The organism is Halomonas sp. E19 (genome assembly GCF_052439355.1).
Classification (GTDB): Bacteria; Pseudomonadota; Gammaproteobacteria; order Pseudomonadales; family Halomonadaceae; genus Halomonas.
In genome coordinates, this window is record NZ_JBNFWU010000001.1 from 144,867 (window position 1) to 160,575 (window position 15,709).

A 15,709-nucleotide genomic window follows, 5' to 3' on the forward strand; every position below is an offset into this window, starting at 1 on the left:
GGGAGACGGAACATGGCGCGTGCCAATCTCGACACGGTGAAACACTATCTGCTCGACCTGCAGGATCGGCTTTGCGCCGGCCTCGCCGCCGAGGATGGCGGCGCCGAGTTTCGCGAGGAGCGCTGGCAGCGCGAGGGCGGCGGCGGCGGCCGCTCCCGGGTCATGGAGCAGGGGCGGGTATTCGAGAAGGGCGGCGTCAACTTCTCCCATGTCTACGGCGACCAGCTGCCGCCCTCGGCCACCGCAGCAAGGCCCCAGCTGGCCGGGCGCGGCTTCCATGCGGTGGGAGTGTCCTGGGTGCTGCACCCCGAGAATCCCCACGTGCCGACCAGCCACGGCAACGTGCGCTTCTTCATCGCCGAGAAGGCGGGCGAGGCGCCGGTGTGGTGGTTCGGTGGCGGCTTCGACCTCACTCCCTACTACCCGGTGCACGAGGATGTGGTGCACTGGCACCGGATTGCCCGCGACGCCTGCGCGCCCTTCGGCGACGAAGTCTACCCGCGCTTCAAGGCCTGGTGCGACGAGTACTTCTACCTCAAGCACCGCGAGGAGACCCGCGGCGTAGGCGGGCTGTTCTTCGACGATTTCAACGAGTGGGACTTCGACGCCAGCTTCGCCTTCCAGCGTGCGGTGGGCGATGCCTTCCTCGACGCCTACCTGCCGATCGTGCGGCGGCGCCGCGCGACGCCGTGGAGCGAACGCGAGCGGACCTTCCAGCTCTACCGCCGCGGGCGCTACGTCGAGTTCAACCTGGTGTGGGACCGCGGCACCCTGTTCGGACTGCAGAGCGGCGGGCGCACCGAGTCGATCCTGATGTCGATGCCGCCGCTGGCGAGCTGGTCCTATGGCTGGACGCCGGAACCGGGCAGCGCCGAAGAGGTGCTGTATCGGGAGTATCTGCGCCCTCGCGACTGGCTGGGCGAAATGGCAGGGGAGGAGCCTCTTCATGACCGACCGTTACTGCGTCTTCGGCAACCCCATCTCTCACTCGAAGTCGCCGCTGATCCATGCCGCCTTTGCCGAACAGACCGGCGAGGCCATCGAGTACACCGCCATTGCCGCGCCGCTGGATGACTTTACCGGTGCCTGGCACAGGTTCACGGCCGAAGCCGGGCAGGGCGCCAACGTCACCGTGCCGTTCAAAGAAGAGGCCTTCCGGCTCTGCGACACCCTGAGCGAGCGCGCCCGGCGGGCCGGCGCGGTCAATACGCTGGTGCTGGGCAAGAATGCTCTCACCTACGGCGATACCACCGACGGCGTCGGCCTGGTGCGCGATCTTGAGCACCATGGGGTGACGCTGGAAGGGGCGCGTATTCTGGTGCTCGGTGCAGGCGGGGCGGTGCGCGGCGTGCTTGAGCCGCTGCTGGCCGGCCAGCCCCGCTACGTGGTCATCGCCAACCGCACCGCGGCCAAGGCGGCGGCGCTGGCGCAGGACTTCGCCGATCTGGGCGAGGTGCGGGGGCGGCTTCGAGACGCTGGACGGGCCGTTCGACCTGGTGATCAATGGTACCAGCGCGAGCCTTTCGGGCGAGCTTCCGCCACTGCCCGATGCGCTTTTCGCCCCGCACGCCACCGCCTACGACATGATGTACGGCGCCGAGCCCACCGTGTTCCTGCGCTGGGCCGCAGCGCGCGGGGCGCGCACCCTCGACGGCTTGGGCATGCTGGTCGAGCAGGCCGCCGAGTCGTTCTTCCAGTGGCGTGGCAAGCGCCCCGACACCGGACCGGTGCGCGAGCGGCTCAGACGAGCTCTGTAAGGCTCAGCGGCGCTTGACGTAGAGGCCGAGCATGCACATCACCATGCCGGCCACCGACAGCAGCATGCCGCCATTGACCAGCCAGGGCATACGCTCCATCCAAGACACGAAGGGCTGGGGCGTGTCGCGGCAGGCCCCCGCCAGGTAGTCCCAGTGCCCATTCTGGACCAGGGTGCACTCGCGCACGCTGCTCAGCTCCCAGAAATAGAGCCCCATCAGCACCAGCAGGGGCAGGACCAGCAGCAGCAGACCAAGACGCAACATCACGGATTCCTGTCGAAAGATCGGCACGCGGCAGACGCCGCGTGCGGTAAGGGTGACTGCGCCTCAGGGACGCGGGCAGTTGGGCTGACGCCCCGCCTGGCGGGCCTGCTCGTAGCGCGCCAGGGCGTCGGGCATCTCGGCCTGCAGGCCCTGCATGCGCTGGCCGTGGCTGGGGTGGGTGGACATCCAGGCCGGTGGCCGGGCGCCACCGGCCTGGGCGCTCATGTTCTCCCAAAGCTCGAGGCTGGCGCGCGGGTCGAAGCCGGCATCGGCCATCAGCCGCAGGCCGATGATGTCGGCCTCGCTCTCGTGGCGGCGCGAGAAGGGCAGCAGCACGCCGTACTGGGCACCGAGGCCCAGCGCGCCCATCAGCTGCTCGCCGCCAGGGCCCTGCATGCCGGCCGCCGAGGAGAGCACCGACAGCGCCAGCTGGGTCGAAGCCTGGGTCGAGACGCGCTCGTTGGCGTGGCGGGCCAGCACGTGACCGATCTCGTGGCCGATCACCGAGGCGAGCTGGTCCGGGGACCTGGCGATGGCCAGCAGCCCGGTATTGACGCCCATGTAGCCACCGGGCAGCGCGAAGGCGTTGGCCTGCTCCGATTCGAACACGCGAATCTGCCAGTCCTGCTGGCGCTCGCGCTCCGGCAGCACGGCAATGATGGCGTCGGCAACGCACTGCGCATAGCGCTGCTGTGCCGGGCCCGCCGGCGGCAGATCCTGCTGGTACTGCTGGAAGGCTTCGCGGCCCATCTGGTTGAGCTGTGCATCCGACATCAGGGTGAGCTGTTGGCGGCCGGTCGGCGACGTCGTGCAGGCGGTTAGGGTCAAGGCCAGGGTGGCCACGGCAACACAGCGAATCCAGCGCATGTTCGATACCTCTTCGAGCAGATCCCTTGAGACCCTGGACGGGAGTGGCGGTTCGCCACAAGATACCCCGAAGCGTAACAAGGTCAACCGTGAACCGTGAAAGTCTCGAGGAGACGCCGATGGATGCCGAGCTGAGCAGACGCCTGAGCCGCTTGCTGGATCATGTGGAGCACTGGCTGCCGCCCGCCCCGCAGGAGGTGGACTGGGAGCGCGACGTGGCGGCGCTGTGGCAGCGCCATCCGCTGGGCGGCCGGCTTCTGCCGGTGCCGCCGCGCGATGCGCTCAGCCTGGATGACCTGCTGGGCATCGAGCGCCAGAAGCTGGCGCTGGTCGACAATACCCGTGCGTTCCTGCAGGGGCTGCCGGCCAACCATGCGCTGCTGTGGGGTTCGCGCGGCAGCGGCAAGTCGTCGCTGATCCGGGCGCTGCTCAACAGCCTGGCGGAAGAGGGGCTGCGCCTGGTGCAGGTCGATCGTCACGACCTGGCCGGGCTGCCGCTGCTGGTCGAACAGCTGCGCCGGCAGCCGCAGCGCTTCGTGGTCTACTGTGACGATCTCTCCTTCGAGGGCCACGACGATGCCTACAAGGCGCTCAAGAGCGTGCTCGACGGCGCGCTGACCGGCCCGCCGCCCAACGTGCTGCTCTACGCGACCTCGAACCGCCGCCACCTGCTGCCGGAGTCCATGGCCGACAACCAGGGCTCGCGCCTGGTGGGAGAGGAGCTGCACCACGGCGATGCGGTGGAGGAGAAGATTTCGCTCTCCGACCGCTTCGGCCTATGGCTTGGCTTCTATCCATTCAGCCAGGACACCTACCTGGAGGCGTGCTGCCATTGGGTTACCCAACTGGGCAGCGCGGCGGACTGGGGCGCCGAGGCCCGCGCCGAGGCGATCCGCTACGCCACGCTGCGCGGCGGGCGCAGCGGGCGGGGCGCCTGGCAGTTCGCCTGTCAGTGGATCGGCCGTCGCCGGCTGCACGGCGAGTAGCCGCCAGGCGCGCCGGCCTCAGCGCTGCGGTGTCAGCTCGCCGTTTTCACCCACCCCGAAGCGCAGGGTCGGTGTCCAAAGTCCGGCAGGCAGGGTTACGCCCAGGCCGCGCAGGCTGCCCGGCGTGATCGCCAGTTCGCTGCCGGCGGGCAGCTCGCCCTGGCTAGCGAGCTGGCTGGCCAGCTCCACCATGGGGGCCAGGCGGCGGCGATCCGTTGCCAGCACGTCGAAGGCGACCGGCAGGCGCAGGCGGGCATCGTCACCTGAGGTCAGCGTCACGTCCTGCTGGTAGTTGCCGCTGACCGGCTCGGCGCCGGGTACGTCGAGGGTCCAGCGAAAGCCCGCCATTTCCACCGGCGGCATCCCGGCCGGCAGCGACAGGCCCATGGCCAGGGTGGCCTGCACCGGCAGGCTGCCCATGCCGAGGCTGGAGGCGATCAGCGAGGCGACGTCGCTGGTATCCAGCCCGGCCTGGACCGAATAGGGGCCGATGCGCACATCCTCCACGCCCAGCGAGGTCACCGCGAGGCGGAAGGCGAACAGCCCGGTCTGGGGCAGGGCCAGGCAGCCGGTAAGCAGCATCGCCAGGCTCAGCGGAGCGATCAGGCGCCAGCGGCGGCGCGGGTTGAAGAACGACAGCACGCGAGTCGAAAACATCGGCTCCTCCCGTTGGATGAAGCGGTTTGTCAGGGTGGGGTGGCACGATCGCCCAGGACGGGCGACCGGGTATTGCTCGGCCGGGCGGCCGGTGTGGGTCAGCGGCGCTTCTTGCGCGCCTCCTTGGTGCGCCCCAGCTCGCGCTGCTTGGCCTTTTCCCGGTCGCTGGCGCCGGCCAGCGGGTTGAAGGGGTTCTGGCCGGAGCGGAACTCGAAGCGGATCGGCGTTCCGCGCACCTTGAGTACCTTGCGGAAAGTGTTGGTCAGGAAACGCTTGTAGGCTTCGGGCAGCGCCTCGGTCTGGTTGCCGTGCACCACGATGATCGGCGGGTTGGTGCCGCCCTGGTGGGCCATGCGCAGCTTGATCCGGCGGCCATGCACCAGCGGCGGCGGATGCTGGCTCACGGCGTCCTGCAGCAGCGTGGTGAGGCGGTTGGTCGACCAGCGGGAGTGGGCCGAGGCGAAGGCGCGCTCGATCGAGGGGTAGAGATCGCCCACCGCGGTGCCATGCAGCGCTGAGATAAAGTGCAGCTCGGCGTAGTCGGCGAAGCCCAGGCGGCGCTTGAGCTCGGCGCGCATGTCCTCCTTGGCCTCGCTCTCCAGGCCGTCCCACTTGTTGACCGCCAGCACCAGCGCGCGTCCCGAGGTCAGCACGAAGTCGAGCAGGTGCAGGTCCTGCTCGACCAGCCCGGTCCTGGCATCAAGCACCATGACCGCGACATGGCACTCCTTGATCGCTTCCAGGGTCTTGATGATCGAGAACTTCTCGGCGATCAGGCTGACGTTCTTGCGTCGCCTGACGCCTGCGGTATCGATCAGCACGTAGGGCTTGCCGCGCCGTTCGAAGGGGATCTCGATGGCGTCGCGGGTGGTGCCGGCCTCGTCGAAGACCACGACCCGCTCCTCGCCCAGCAGACGATTGACCAGCGTCGACTTGCCCACGTTGGGCCGACCGATGACGCCGATGCGGATGCCTTTGGTGCCGACGTCCGCCGGGATGCTCTCGTCGCGCTCGGGGAAGGGCGCTAGCACTTCCTCGATCAGGGTGGTGACGTTGCGTCCATGGGCGGCGGCGATGGGGTGAGGGTCGCCCAGCCCCAGCGTCCAGAAGTCGGCCATAGCCGAATGTTCTTCGAGGCCGTCGGTCTTGTTGACCACCAGCCAGGTCTTCTTCTGGTTGACGCGCAGGTGGTTGGCGATGGCCTCGTCGGCCACGTGGAGCCCGGCACGGGCGTCCACCATGAACAGCACGATGTCTGCCTCGTCGATGGCGACCAGCGACTGCTCGGCCATGGCGGCGTCGATCCCTTCTTCGTCGCCGCTGATGCCGCCGGTGTCGATCACCGTGTAGGCCTTGCCGCCGAGCAACCCGTTACCGTACTTGCGGTCGCGGGTGAGCCCGGGGAAGTCCGCGACCAGAGCGTCGCGGGTGCGGGTCAGGCGGTTGAAGAGGGTCGACTTGCCCACGTTGGGGCGGCCGACCAGGGCAATCACAGGGGTCATCGGCGAAGTTCCAGAGCCTCGAGGCGGCCGTTGTTGGCCAGCACGTAGATGCGGCGGAAGTCGGTCATCGGCCTGATGCTGATGCCGGAGCTATCGATACGGGTGCGAGCGGTGAAGCGGCCAGTCTGGATGTCGAGCAGGTGCAGGTAGCCTTCGAAGTCGCCCACCACCAGCTGGCCGTCGGCAAACGCCGGCGCGGTCAGCCAGCGCCCTTCGAGATCGCGGTTGCGCCACAGCTCCTCGCCGCTGCGGGCGTCGAAGGCGGTGACGTGGCTGGCCTCGCTGACCGTGAACAGGCGATCGCCGACCAGGACCGGGGTCTGGTGGCTGGAATGCTCGCGGTCCCACAGGGTCTCGCCGCTGGTGGCGTCGAGCGCGACCAGGCGGCCGTTGTAGCTGGTGACGAACAGGCGACCGTCCGGCGTCAGCACCGGCTGGCCAGCGAGGTCGACCAGGCGGTCGACCTCGCTGCGCCCGCGCGGCACGGCGATGCGGCGCTCCCACAGCGGCTGGCCGCTGCGGTTGTCCAGGGTGACCAGGCGGCCGCTGGCAAGGCCGACGAAGGTGACCGGGTCGATCACCGACGGCGTGCCGGTGCCGCGCAGGGTCAGGGCGGGCTCGGTGGTGGTGTGCACCCAGCGCTCCTGGCCGGTGCGGCGGTCGAGCGCCGTGACGGAGCCGTCGACGCTCTTGACCACCAGCAGCTGCTGGTTGGGCTGCGGCGGGGCCAGCACTTCGCTGGCGACCCGCGAGCGCCAGGCGATCTCGCCGTCGCGCTGGTTCAGGGCCAGCACTTCACCGTTGCGGGTGCCGAAGTAGACCTGGTTGGCCACGGCGGTGAGGCCGCTGGAAACGCCTACGCCGAGCTCCTTCTGCCACAGGCGCTCGCCGCTGGTGGCATCCACGGCCATGATGCGGCCGCGCTCGTCGGCGGCAAAGATCGTGCCGCCGTCGAGGCTTGGAGCGATGGGGTAGTGCGCCCGCCCGAGGCCCTGGCCGACGCGCTGGCGCCAGTCGGTCGCCAGCGTGGCCGTGGCCTCGAAGCGCTGCAGATCCTTGGGGGCGTAGCGAGGCTCGGCCTTGTTGGCACAGCCGGCCAGCAGGCCCAGGGCGAAGGTGGCGGCAAGGGCGCAGGCGGCCCTGCGGAGCGTGACGCGGTTCATAGGGTGGCCTCCTCGATGCCGAGCGCTTCGAGCTTGAGCTGCACGCCGTAGACCGGCTGGTTGCGCTGCTCGGCGTAAGTCAGTGCGTCCTGCCAGGCCTGGCGCGCTTCGTCCTCGCGGCCGAGCGCCAGGTGCGCGTCGCCGCGCACGTCGGCCTGCTGGGCGGCGAGCGAGGAGGGGATGGCGCCGGAAAGAGTGTCCAGCGCGGCTTCCGCTGAGCCCTCTTCCAGCTGCAGCCGGGCCAGGCGCAGGCGGGCCAGCCCCTGGATGTAGTCGCGGCGGCTGGCGTCGATCAGTGATTCGAGGGTGTCGCGGGCCTGTCCCAGCTCACCCTGGCTGACGGCCAGGCGTGCGTCGATCAGGCGCGCCAGGTCGGCATACAGGGTGCGCGAATGGCTGTCGGTGATCTCGGCCACCAGTGCCTGCGCCTCGCTGACCCGGGTGGCGTCCAGCTCGGCCTCGGCGGTGAGGTTGACCAGGTGCTGATAGCGCATCGAGGCCGCCTGTGCCTGGTTCTCCTGGTAGCTCTGCCAGGCGTTCCAGCCCACCACGGCAGCGATGGCAATGGCCACCCCGGCGATCAGCGCGGTGCCGTTCTCCTTCCACCAGCGCTTGATGGCATCCAGCTGCTCTTCTTCGGTTCTCAGCTCCGCCACGGGCGGCCTCCTTTAAAACGGCAAGATCTTGGCAGTTCGGTTCGGGACTCAGGCGCCGGTCGACAGCAGGTCGCCGAGCGCCTGGCCCAGCGTGGCCTTCGGCAGGCGCTGCTGGTCGCGCGCTTCGCGCAGGAATTTCAGCGTGACCTCGCCCTTGGCCAGCTCGTCTTCGCCGAGCAGCAGGGCCAGGCGGGCACCGCTCTTGTCGGCCTTCTTGATCCGGCTCTTGAAGCTGCCGCCGCCGCAGTGAAGCTGCAGACGCAGCTCGGGCAGCGCTTCGCGCAGGTTTTCGCCAAGCAGCAGGGCGTCGCGCTCGGCGCTATCATCCATGGCCATGAGATAGACGTCCAGCTCGGCCAGTGCGGCGCTGGGGACCAGCCCCAGGGTGTCGAGCAGCAGCACCAGCCGCTCGATGCCCATGGCGAAGCCGACCGCCGGGGTCGGCTTGCCGCCGAGCTGCTCGACCAGGCCGTCGTAGCGGCCGCCGGCGCACACGGTGCCCTGGCTGCCCAGCGCGGTGGTGGTCCACTCGAACACCGTGCGGCCGTAGTAGTCGAGGCCGCGTACCAGGCGCGGATTGATCACGTAGTCGATGCCGGCGGCCTCGAGCAGGGCGGTGAGCCCGGCGAAATGCTCGCGGGAGGCATCGTCGAGGTGATCCATCAGCTTGGGGGCATCGGCGAGCATCGCCGCCATGTCCGGATTCTTGGAGTCGAGAATGCGCAGCGGGTTGCTCGTGAGACGGCGCAGCGAGTCCTCGTCGAGCTGGTCGCGATGGCGCTCGAAGTAGGCCACCAGGGTGTCGCGGTAGGCGGCCCGGGCCTCGGAGGAGCCGAGCGAGTTGAGCTCGAGGGTGACGTGCTCGAGCAGCCCCAGCTCCTTCCACAGCCGCGCCGAGAGGAGGATGACTTCGGCGTCGATATCCGGCCCTTCGAGGCCGAAGGCCTCCACGCCGACCTGGTGGAACTGCCGATAGCGCCCCTTCTGCGGCCGCTCGTGGCGGAACATCGGCCCCTGGTACCACAGCCGCTGGGTCTGGTTGTGCAGCAGGCCGTGCTCCATGGCGGCGCGTACGCAGCTCGCCGTGCCTTCGGGGCGCAGGGTCAGGCTATCGCCGTTGCGGTCCTCGAAAGTGTACATCTCCTTCTCGACGATGTCGGTCACTTCGCCGATGGAGCGGGCGAACAGCGCAGTCTGCTCGACGATGGGCGTGCGGATCTCGGCGTAGCCGTAGCGGCGCAGCAGCGTGGCCACCTTGCCTTCGAAGTACTGCCACAGGGCGGACTGGTCCGGCAGCAGGTCGTTCATGCCGCGAATCGCCTGGAGTTTCTTCATGCTGCTTGATGAGGGCTTGCTCAACGGTGGCTCCTTGTGGGTCGGCGGCCGGTCAGGCCCCGCGGGCGATCACATTCTGCTCGGCGGCTTCCTTCTCGCGAACCTTCTCGCGGATCAGGCGCTCCAGGTCGTCGATCAGGTGGTCGTTGGTCAGCTTGGTGGCCGGCTTGCCGTCGATGTAGACCAGGTTGTTGGGGCTGCCGCCGGTCAGGCCGATGTCGCTCTCCTTGGCTTCGCCGGGGCCGTTGACGATGCAGCCGATCACCGAGACGTCGAGCAGGGTCATGATGTCCTCGAGGCGCTCCTCGAGGGCGTTCATGGTGCCGATCACGTCGAAGTTCTGGCGTGAGCAGCTCGGGCAGGCAATGAAATTGATGCCCTTGCTGCGCAGCCGCAGGCTCTTGAGCATGTCGTAGCCGACCTTGATCTCCTCCACCGGGTCGGCGGCCAGCGAGACGCGAAGGGTGTCGCCGATGCCGTCCATCAGCAGCATGCCGAGGCCAATGGAGGATTTCACCGTGCCGGAGCGCAGGCCGCCGGCCTCGGTGATGCCCAGGTGCAGCGGCTGTTCGATCAGCTTGGCCAGTTGGCGATAGGCGGCCACGGCCATGAACACGTCGCTGGCCTTGACGCTGACCTTGTACTCCTGGAAGTCGAGGCGGTCGAGGTGATCGATGTGGCGCATGGCCGACTCCACCAGCGCCTCCGGCGTGGGCTCGCCGTACTTGCGCTGCAGGTCCTTTTCCAGCGAACCGGCGTTGACCCCGATGCGAATCGGGATGCCGTTGTCGCGGGCGGCGGCGACCACGGCGCGCACGCGCTCTTCCTTGCCGATGTTGCCGGGGTTGATGCGCAGGCAGTCAACGCCCAGCTCGGCCACGCGCAGGGCGATCTTGTAGTCGAAGTGGATATCGGCAACCAGCGGCACCTGAACTTGCTGCTTGATGCGGCCGAAGGCCTCGGCGGCATCCATGCAGGGTACCGAGACGCGCACGATGTCGGCGCCAGCATCTTCGAGCCGGCGAATCTGGGCCACGGTGGCGTCCACGTCCAGGGTATTGGTGTTGGTCATGCTCTGTACGGAAATGGGGGCATCGCCCCCGACAGGCACCTGGCCAACGAAGATCTGACGGGACTTGCGGCGAATGATAGGCGATGGGGAATGCATGGCGGCGGTATCAATCTCCCAGAGTGAAGCGGGCCACGTTGTTGGCTCCCGCACGGGCACGCAGGTCGACGCGCTCGCCGCCCCAGCTCAGTTCGACGCCGGTGGCGTTGCCGATGGTCAGGCGGAACGGCGGCTCTCCTTCGACGCGTGCGGAGGTGCCGGGTTCCTGCAGGCCGACGAAGACACGGCGATTGTTGGCATCGAAGATCTCGGTCCAGGACTGCTCGTTGAAGGTCAGCTGCAGCACGCTGCGATCGGCCGTGGCGGCAGGCGCCTCGTCCGGCTCGGCGGCTTCCTCGGCGGCGGGCGCTTCGGGTTCCGGCGCGGCCTCGACGACTGCACCGTCGAGCTCGGCCTCGTCCTGCAGCGCCGGCTCGCCTGCTCCCACCAGCCTTACGGCCCCGGTGGGGTCGACCTCGGTGGCCGGTGCCTCGGCGTCCGCGGCGTCCGTGCGAAGCGGGTCGACGCCTTCGGCCGGCAGCGGTGGCAGGGCTTCCTGGATCTCGGCTGCAGGCTCCTCCTCGACCACGGTGGTGCCGTCGAGCCGCTCCACCGATACCGGGCCGCTGTCGCCGAGCTCCGGTGCCTGGGTGCCGTCGCGGCTCTGCCACCATGCCAAGGTCAAGCCGATCAGACCGGCGATCACCAGCAGGGTGACCAGCTTGAACAGCCAGGCGGCGATGCGCGACGGCGGCCGGGTCACTTGCACCGGGGTCACGCGGTGCTCCGTCTCCTGGCCGCCGAAGCTGTGGCGATAGGCGGCGAGTATCGGCCCGTCATCGATGCCGAGCAGGCGTGCATAGGCGCGCAGGTAGCCGCGTCGGTAGGCGGCGATGGGCACCTGCTCGTAGTTGTCGGCTTCCAGGCCCACCACCACGGCGGGGCGAAGATTGAGAGCCGTCGCCACTTCTTCCACGGAAAGGCCCTGGGTCTCGCGTTCGCGGCGCAGCAGCTCCCCGGGGGAGGACGTGGAACTGAAATCGACGGCGTCGTTGTCGTGGTTGTCGCTCATGGATGAGCATCCTTCGTCATGAATTCGTGGGTCAAGGTACGTCAACGCAGGCCGTCGGGGCCGGGGGTGACAAGCCTGGTGTCGCCGCCGGCCCGGGCGATGTCGCGGGCCAGCGCCTGGGCGTCGGGCGTCATGCCCGCCAGCCTGATGTAAAGGTTCAGCTGCTGCTGCGCCGCGTCGAGATTGCCCTGGGCAAGCTCGAGTTCGGCCAGCATGAAATAGGGCGCTGGGCTGCGCGGGTCGAGATTCTTGGCGCGCTCCAGGCTCTGCCTGGCCTGCGGCACGTGGCCCATCTCCCATTGACACTGGCCCAGGTTGACGAACAGCTGGGCGCGGCTGGCGTACTGGGTGTCGTGCGACGCCTGCTCGAGCTGGCGGCAGGCCTTCTCGACCTGGCCGCGTGAATAGAGGAAGGCCGCATAGTTGTTGCGTGCCCGGCTGAAGCCGGGGTCGGCCTGCAGGGCGCGCTGAAAGGTGCTGTCGGCCAGGGCATGCTCGCCCTGCCGCTGGTAGACGATGGCCATGGCCTGCAGCGCCTCGGGGTTATCCGGCGAGAACTGCAGCGCGCGGTCCAGGGCCGCCATGGCACGGGCCAGGTTGTTGCGCTCGAGGTAGGCGATGCCCAGTTCGGTGAACGCCGCGGCCGGATCGTGCGCAGCACCCGCCCGCTCTTCCGGCTGCGCGGCGCAGCCGCCGAGCCACAGCGAGCCGGCGACGATGGCCACCAGCGGCAGCGGCGTGCGTCGGCTAGGCAACCAGGGGAAGCGCGTCATGGCAACCTCATGAAAGGCGTTACGAAAAAACGGCCGGTTGCTGCTGGCATCAGGCGGGTGCAGCAGCCCCGAAAAAGCCTGACCATCAAAGCGCCGTGACGGGTTGAAGTCAAGGCGACGGGTGCTTCAGTCCGCGTCGATCTGGATCGAGCGGATGTAGCGCTCGTGGCGCTTGGTGCGGTCCTTCACCCGGCCGACCAGCTGGCCGCAGGCGGCGTCGATGTCATCGCCGCGGGTGGTGCGAATCGGCGCCGTGTAGCCAAGTTCATAGAGCCACTGCTGGAAGCGCATCACCTGATTGCGCGACGGTTTCTCGTAGCCCGAATGGGGGAACGGGTTGAACGGAATCAGGTTGATCTTGCACGGCAGTTCGCGCAGCAGTTCGGCCAGCTGGGTGGCATGTTCCTGCTGGTCGTTGACGTCCTTGATCACCGTATATTCCACGGTGATCATGCGCGTGTCGTCGCACTTGGCCAGGTAGCGCTGGCAGGCGTCGAGCAGGGCGCGGATGTTGTACTTGCGGTTGAGCGGTACCAGCTCGCTGCGCAGCTCGTCGGTGGCGGCGTGCAGCGAGATTGCCAGGCTCACGTCGAGTTCGTCGCCGAGCCTGTCGAGCATCGGCACCACGCCGGAGGTTGATAGCGTGACGCGGCGCTTGGACAGTCCGTAGCCGTTGTCGTCGAGCATCAGCTTCATGGCCGGCACGACGTTGTCGTAGTTCATCAGCGGCTCGCCCATGCCCATCATCACCACGTTGGTCACCGGCCGATTGGCGGTATCCTTGCGTGGCCCCACGCTGCGCTGGGCGACCCACACCTGGCCGATGATCTCGGCGGCGGTGAGGTTACGCTGGAAGCCCTGCTTGCCGGTGGAGCAGAAGCTGCAATCGAGCGAACAGCCGACCTGGGACGACACGCACAGGGTGCGGCGCTTGCCGTTGTCGGCCGGGATCAGCACCGTCTCCACGTAGCTGCCGTCCTCCACCTCCAGCACCCACTTGCGGGTGCCGTCGCTGGAGGTGCCTTCGTAGACCACGCCGGGCCCGCGGATCTCGGCCACCTCGCAGAGCCGCTGACGCAACGCCTTGGAGAGGTTGGTCATGGTCATGAAGTCGTCACACCCCTCGTGATGAATCCATTTCATCACCTGGGCGGCACGGAACTTCTTCTCGCCGATCGAGAGGAAGAAGGCTTCCATCTCCTCGCGGGACAAGCCGAGCAGATTGGTGCGTTGGACGGTGTTGGTGGTCATGGCTTCACGTAGGTCGGGGCAGGGCGAGAGCGGGGCGAGAGCGCCCCGCGAAGTGCAGGGCAGGTGCGGCGATCAGCGCGGGCAGATCTCGTCGGCGCTGAAGAAGTAGGCCACTTCACGCTCGGCGGAAGCCGGAGAGTCGGAGCCGTGCACGGCGTTGGCGTCGATGGTCTCGGCGAAGTCGGCGCGGATGGTGCCCGGCGCAGCTTCCTTGGGGTTGGTGGCGCCCATCAGCTCGCGATTCTTGGCAATGGCGTCTTCACCTTCCAGCACCTGAACGACCACCGGGCCCGAGGTCATGAAGCCGACCAGGTCCTTGAAGAAGGGACGCTCCTTGTGCTCGGCGTAGAAGCCGCCGGCCTTCTCGTCGTCGAGCTGCAGCATCTTGGCGGCAACGACCTTGAGGCCGGCCTTCTCGAAGCGCGCGATGATCTCGCCGATGGCGTTCTTGGCGACAGCGTCGGGCTTGATGATGGAAAGGGTGCGTTCGGTTGCCATGGGGCCTGTCTCCGTTGAGGTTCGCAGGGGGATCGCGTCACGCTGCGATGATGCCGCCGTGGCGGGTTTTCAGGGCGTGGCGCTGCGGATCGTGGTGCAGTCGCATCGCCCCGTCGGCCAGGCCGGCAGGGCGATGCGTCAGCGCGAGAAAACGTTGGGCGCAGAGTATACCGCTGCCGGTGGGCGTTGAACAATCGTCGTCCCGTGCGGCGGGCCTGGTATCAGACGGTGAAGCTCTCGCCGCAGCCGCACTGGTCCTTGACGTTGGGGTTGTTGAAGCGGAAGAAGCGGTTGAGCCCCTCCGAGACATAGTCGACCTCGCTGCCGTCGAGCATCTCAAGCGCCTCGGGGGCGACGAAGACGGTGGCGCCGTGGGCCTCGAAGACAGCGTCGTCGTTGGCGGCCTCGTCGGCGAAGTCGAGCACGTAGCTGTAGCCGGAGCAGCCGCTGGGCTTGACCGTCACGCGCAGGCCCAGGCCATGGCCACGCTCGTCGAGCGCGCGCTGGATCTGCTCGGCGGCGGCGGCGGTAATCGAGAGTTGCGCCATGTTCATTCTCCTGCAGCGAAGGTGGCTGGCGCGATGCTGCCGTCCGTGCGGCAGTTGCGCCAGTCGATGGTAAGGCCAATGCACGAACCCGCGGGTGCGTGCGTCGAGGACTGGTGTCGTGCCCTAGCGCCGCAGCCCCGGCAGGGCATGGCGCACGGCCTCGAGGGCGGCGTCGATGTCGGCTTCGGTGGTGAAGCGGCCGAAGCTGAAGCGCAACGAGGCCAGTGCCAGCGCGCGCGGCACGCCGATCCCCTTCAGTACATAGGATGGCTCGACGCTGGCGGAGTTGCACGCCGAGCCGGTCGATAGGGCGATGCGGCGCAGGGCCATGAGCAGCGATTCACCGTCCACGCCCTCGAATGCCAGGTTGAGGATGTGCGGGACAGCCACTTCGACCCGCGTATTGCGGTGAATGCCGTTCAGCTCGGACAGCCCCTCGAGCAGGCGGTTCCGCAGGGCCAGGATGCGCGCCTGCTCGGCGCTGCCTTCGGTCGCGGCCAGGGCGAAGGCCTCGCCCATGCCGACGATCTGGTGCGTGGCCAGGGTGCCGGAGCGCATGCCGCGCTCGTGTCCGCCGCCGTGGATCAGCGGCTCGAGGCGGAGGTCGGGGCTTCTTCGCACATAGAGCGCGCCGATGCCCTTGGGGCCGTAGGCCTTGTGGCCCGACAGCGACATCAGGTCGATGCCCAGGCGACTCACGTCGAGGTCGATGCGCCCGGTGGCCTGGGCTGCGTCGACATGGAACAGCGCGCCGCCGGCATGCGCCACCTCGGCCAGCGCCGCCAGGTCGTGGATGCAGCCCAGCTCGTTGTTCACCGCCATCAGCGACACCAGCGCGGTGTCGGGGCGCAGCGCCTGGCGCAGCTGCTCGGGCGTGACCCGGCCATCGGCGCCGGGCGTCAGCCAGGTCACCTCGAAGCCTTCGCGCTCCAGCGCCAGGGCCGTGTCCACCACCGCCTTGTGCTCGATGACCGAGGTCACCAGGTGCCGGCCGCGCTCCCGGTTGGCGCGCATGTAGCCGATCAAGGCCAGGTTGTCGGCCTCGGTGGCGCCGCTGGTCCAGACGATTTCGCGCGGGTCGGCGCCGATCAGGTCGGCGACCTGGCGACGCGCTTGCTCCACCGCCTGCTCCGCCTGCCAGCCCAGCATGTGGCTGCGCGAAGCGGGGTTGGCGAACAGGCCGTCCGGGGTCAGGTAGCGGCTCATCGCCGCGGCGACGCGAGGATCGACCGGGGTGGTGGCGGCGTAATCGAGATAGACGAGATCGCTCAT

General features: G+C 68.5%; 16 protein-coding genes and 1 pseudogene. 3 read left to right on the top strand and 14 right to left on the bottom strand.

Annotated features, from left to right (window positions below; all coding sequences use genetic code 11):
• Nucleotides 1–12 precede the first annotated feature (12 nt).
• The gene (gene hemF, locus ACUDAL_RS00815) at nt 13–1,074 is read left to right on the top strand and encodes an oxygen-dependent coproporphyrinogen oxidase (protein WP_444676778.1); all 1,062 of its coding nucleotides are present in this window, start codon (nt 13–15) and stop codon (nt 1,072–1,074) included.
• A pseudogene (gene aroE / locus ACUDAL_RS00820) lies at nt 1,004–1,757 on the top strand (shikimate dehydrogenase). Before hemF ends, aroE begins: the two are co-directional and overlap by 71 nt.
• 3 nt (nt 1,758–1,760) lie before the next feature.
• Here the strand turns inward: aroE and ACUDAL_RS00825 are convergent.
• Both ACUDAL_RS00825 and ACUDAL_RS00830 read right to left on the bottom strand, forming a co-directional pair.
• On the bottom strand, nt 1,761–2,021 hold the full coding sequence (locus ACUDAL_RS00825; RefSeq protein ID WP_444676779.1) for a hypothetical protein: 261 nt from the start codon (nt 2,019–2,021) through the stop codon (nt 1,761–1,763).
• 63 nt (nt 2,022–2,084) lie between these two features.
• Nucleotides 2,085–2,888: a M48 family metallopeptidase gene (locus ACUDAL_RS00830; RefSeq protein ID WP_444676780.1), complete on the bottom strand. Its 804-nt coding sequence runs from the start codon at nt 2,886–2,888 to the stop codon at nt 2,085–2,087.
• Nucleotides 2,889–3,007: 119 nt separating this feature from the next.
• Here ACUDAL_RS00830 and ACUDAL_RS00835 point away from each other — a divergent pair, with 119 nt between their 5' ends.
• Entirely contained in the window at nt 3,008–3,874 is an 867-nt protein-coding gene (locus ACUDAL_RS00835; protein WP_444679267.1) for an ATP-binding protein, read from the top strand.
• Between the two features lie 18 nt (nt 3,875–3,892).
• Here ACUDAL_RS00835 and ACUDAL_RS00840 read toward each other — a convergent pair whose 3' ends face one another.
• The 12 genes from ACUDAL_RS00840 to ACUDAL_RS00895 form a co-directional block, all read right to left on the bottom strand.
• Entirely contained in the window at nt 3,893–4,531 is a 639-nt protein-coding gene (locus tag ACUDAL_RS00840; RefSeq protein ID WP_444676781.1) for a hypothetical protein, read from the bottom strand.
• Nucleotides 4,532–4,629: 98 nt separating this feature from the next.
• Nucleotides 4,630–6,033 carry a ribosome biogenesis GTPase Der gene (gene der / locus ACUDAL_RS00845; RefSeq protein WP_444676782.1) on the bottom strand — a complete coding sequence of 468 codons (1,404 nt, stop codon included), beginning with the start codon at nt 6,031–6,033 and terminating at the stop codon, nt 4,630–4,632.
• Nucleotides 6,030–7,196 carry an outer membrane protein assembly factor BamB gene (gene bamB / locus ACUDAL_RS00850; RefSeq protein ID WP_444676783.1) on the bottom strand — a complete coding sequence of 389 codons (1,167 nt, stop codon included), beginning with the start codon at nt 7,194–7,196 and terminating at the stop codon, nt 6,030–6,032. Before bamB ends, der begins: the two co-directional genes overlap by 4 nt.
• Nucleotides 7,193–7,852: a YfgM family protein gene (locus tag ACUDAL_RS00855; RefSeq protein ID WP_444676784.1), complete on the bottom strand. Its 660-nt coding sequence runs from the start codon at nt 7,850–7,852 to the stop codon at nt 7,193–7,195. The genes bamB and ACUDAL_RS00855 overlap by 4 nt, the downstream gene beginning before the upstream one ends.
• A 48-nt stretch (nt 7,853–7,900) precedes the next feature.
• Complete coding sequence (hisS, locus tag ACUDAL_RS00860) at nt 7,901–9,187, bottom strand: histidine--tRNA ligase (protein WP_444679268.1); 1,287 nt, start codon at nt 9,185–9,187, stop codon at nt 7,901–7,903.
• 52 nt (nt 9,188–9,239) lie between these two features.
• Nucleotides 9,240–10,355: a flavodoxin-dependent (E)-4-hydroxy-3-methylbut-2-enyl-diphosphate synthase gene (gene ispG, locus ACUDAL_RS00865; protein ID WP_444676785.1), complete on the bottom strand. Its 1,116-nt coding sequence runs from the start codon at nt 10,353–10,355 to the stop codon at nt 9,240–9,242.
• Nucleotides 10,356–10,365: 10 nt separating this feature from the next.
• Nucleotides 10,366–11,367 (bottom strand): RodZ domain-containing protein, encoded by a 1,002-nt coding sequence (locus ACUDAL_RS00870; RefSeq protein WP_444676786.1) that lies wholly within the window; start codon nt 11,365–11,367, stop codon nt 10,366–10,368.
• Between the two features lie 41 nt (nt 11,368–11,408).
• On the bottom strand, nt 11,409–12,140 hold the full coding sequence (pilW, locus tag ACUDAL_RS00875; RefSeq protein ID WP_444676787.1) for a type IV pilus biogenesis/stability protein PilW: 732 nt from the start codon (nt 12,138–12,140) through the stop codon (nt 11,409–11,411).
• Between the two features lie 126 nt (nt 12,141–12,266).
• A complete protein-coding gene (gene rlmN / locus ACUDAL_RS00880) occupies nt 12,267–13,391 on the bottom strand; it encodes a 23S rRNA (adenine(2503)-C(2))-methyltransferase RlmN (protein WP_444676788.1) in 1,125 nt (374 codons plus the stop codon).
• 72 nt (nt 13,392–13,463) lie between these two features.
• Nucleotides 13,464–13,889 (bottom strand): nucleoside-diphosphate kinase, encoded by a 426-nt coding sequence (ndk, locus tag ACUDAL_RS00885; protein ID WP_444676789.1) that lies wholly within the window; start codon nt 13,887–13,889, stop codon nt 13,464–13,466.
• Nucleotides 13,890–14,110: 221 nt separating this feature from the next.
• Complete coding sequence (locus tag ACUDAL_RS00890) at nt 14,111–14,437, bottom strand: HesB/IscA family protein (protein WP_444676790.1); 327 nt, start codon at nt 14,435–14,437, stop codon at nt 14,111–14,113.
• 123 nt (nt 14,438–14,560) lie between these two features.
• The gene (locus ACUDAL_RS00895; protein ID WP_444676791.1) at nt 14,561–15,709 is read right to left on the bottom strand and encodes an aminotransferase class V-fold PLP-dependent enzyme; all 1,149 of its coding nucleotides are present in this window, start codon (nt 15,707–15,709) and stop codon (nt 14,561–14,563) included.

Coding starts and splice junctions, on each gene's coding strand:
- hemF (WP_444676778.1), top strand. CDS start 13: ATGGCGCGTGCCAATCTCGACACGGTGAAACACTATCTGCTCGACCTG.
- ACUDAL_RS00825 (WP_444676779.1), bottom strand. CDS start 2,021: ATGTTGCGTCTTGGTCTGCTGCTGCTGGTCCTGCCCCTGCTGGTGCTG.
- ACUDAL_RS00830 (WP_444676780.1), bottom strand. CDS start 2,888: ATGCGCTGGATTCGCTGTGTTGCCGTGGCCACCCTGGCCTTGACCCTA.
- ACUDAL_RS00835 (WP_444679267.1), top strand. CDS start 3,008: ATGGATGCCGAGCTGAGCAGACGCCTGAGCCGCTTGCTGGATCATGTG.
- ACUDAL_RS00840 (WP_444676781.1), bottom strand. CDS start 4,531: ATGTTTTCGACTCGCGTGCTGTCGTTCTTCAACCCGCGCCGCCGCTGG.
- der (WP_444676782.1), bottom strand. CDS start 6,033: ATGACCCCTGTGATTGCCCTGGTCGGCCGCCCCAACGTGGGCAAGTCG.
- bamB (WP_444676783.1), bottom strand. CDS start 7,196: ATGAACCGCGTCACGCTCCGCAGGGCCGCCTGCGCCCTTGCCGCCACC.
- hisS (WP_444679268.1), bottom strand. CDS start 9,187: ATGAAGAAACTCCAGGCGATTCGCGGCATGAACGACCTGCTGCCGGAC.
- ispG (WP_444676785.1), bottom strand. CDS start 10,355: ATGCATTCCCCATCGCCTATCATTCGCCGCAAGTCCCGTCAGATCTTC.
- ACUDAL_RS00870 (WP_444676786.1), bottom strand. CDS start 11,367: ATGAGCGACAACCACGACAACGACGCCGTCGATTTCAGTTCCACGTCC.
- pilW (WP_444676787.1), bottom strand. CDS start 12,140: ATGACGCGCTTCCCCTGGTTGCCTAGCCGACGCACGCCGCTGCCGCTG.
- rlmN (WP_444676788.1), bottom strand. CDS start 13,391: ATGACCACCAACACCGTCCAACGCACCAATCTGCTCGGCTTGTCCCGC.
- ndk (WP_444676789.1), bottom strand. CDS start 13,889: ATGGCAACCGAACGCACCCTTTCCATCATCAAGCCCGACGCTGTCGCC.
- ACUDAL_RS00890 (WP_444676790.1), bottom strand. CDS start 14,437: ATGGCGCAACTCTCGATTACCGCCGCCGCCGCCGAGCAGATCCAGCGC.
- ACUDAL_RS00895 (WP_444676791.1), bottom strand. CDS start 15,709: ATGAGCGATCTCGTCTATCTCGATTACGCCGCCACCACCCCGGTCGAT.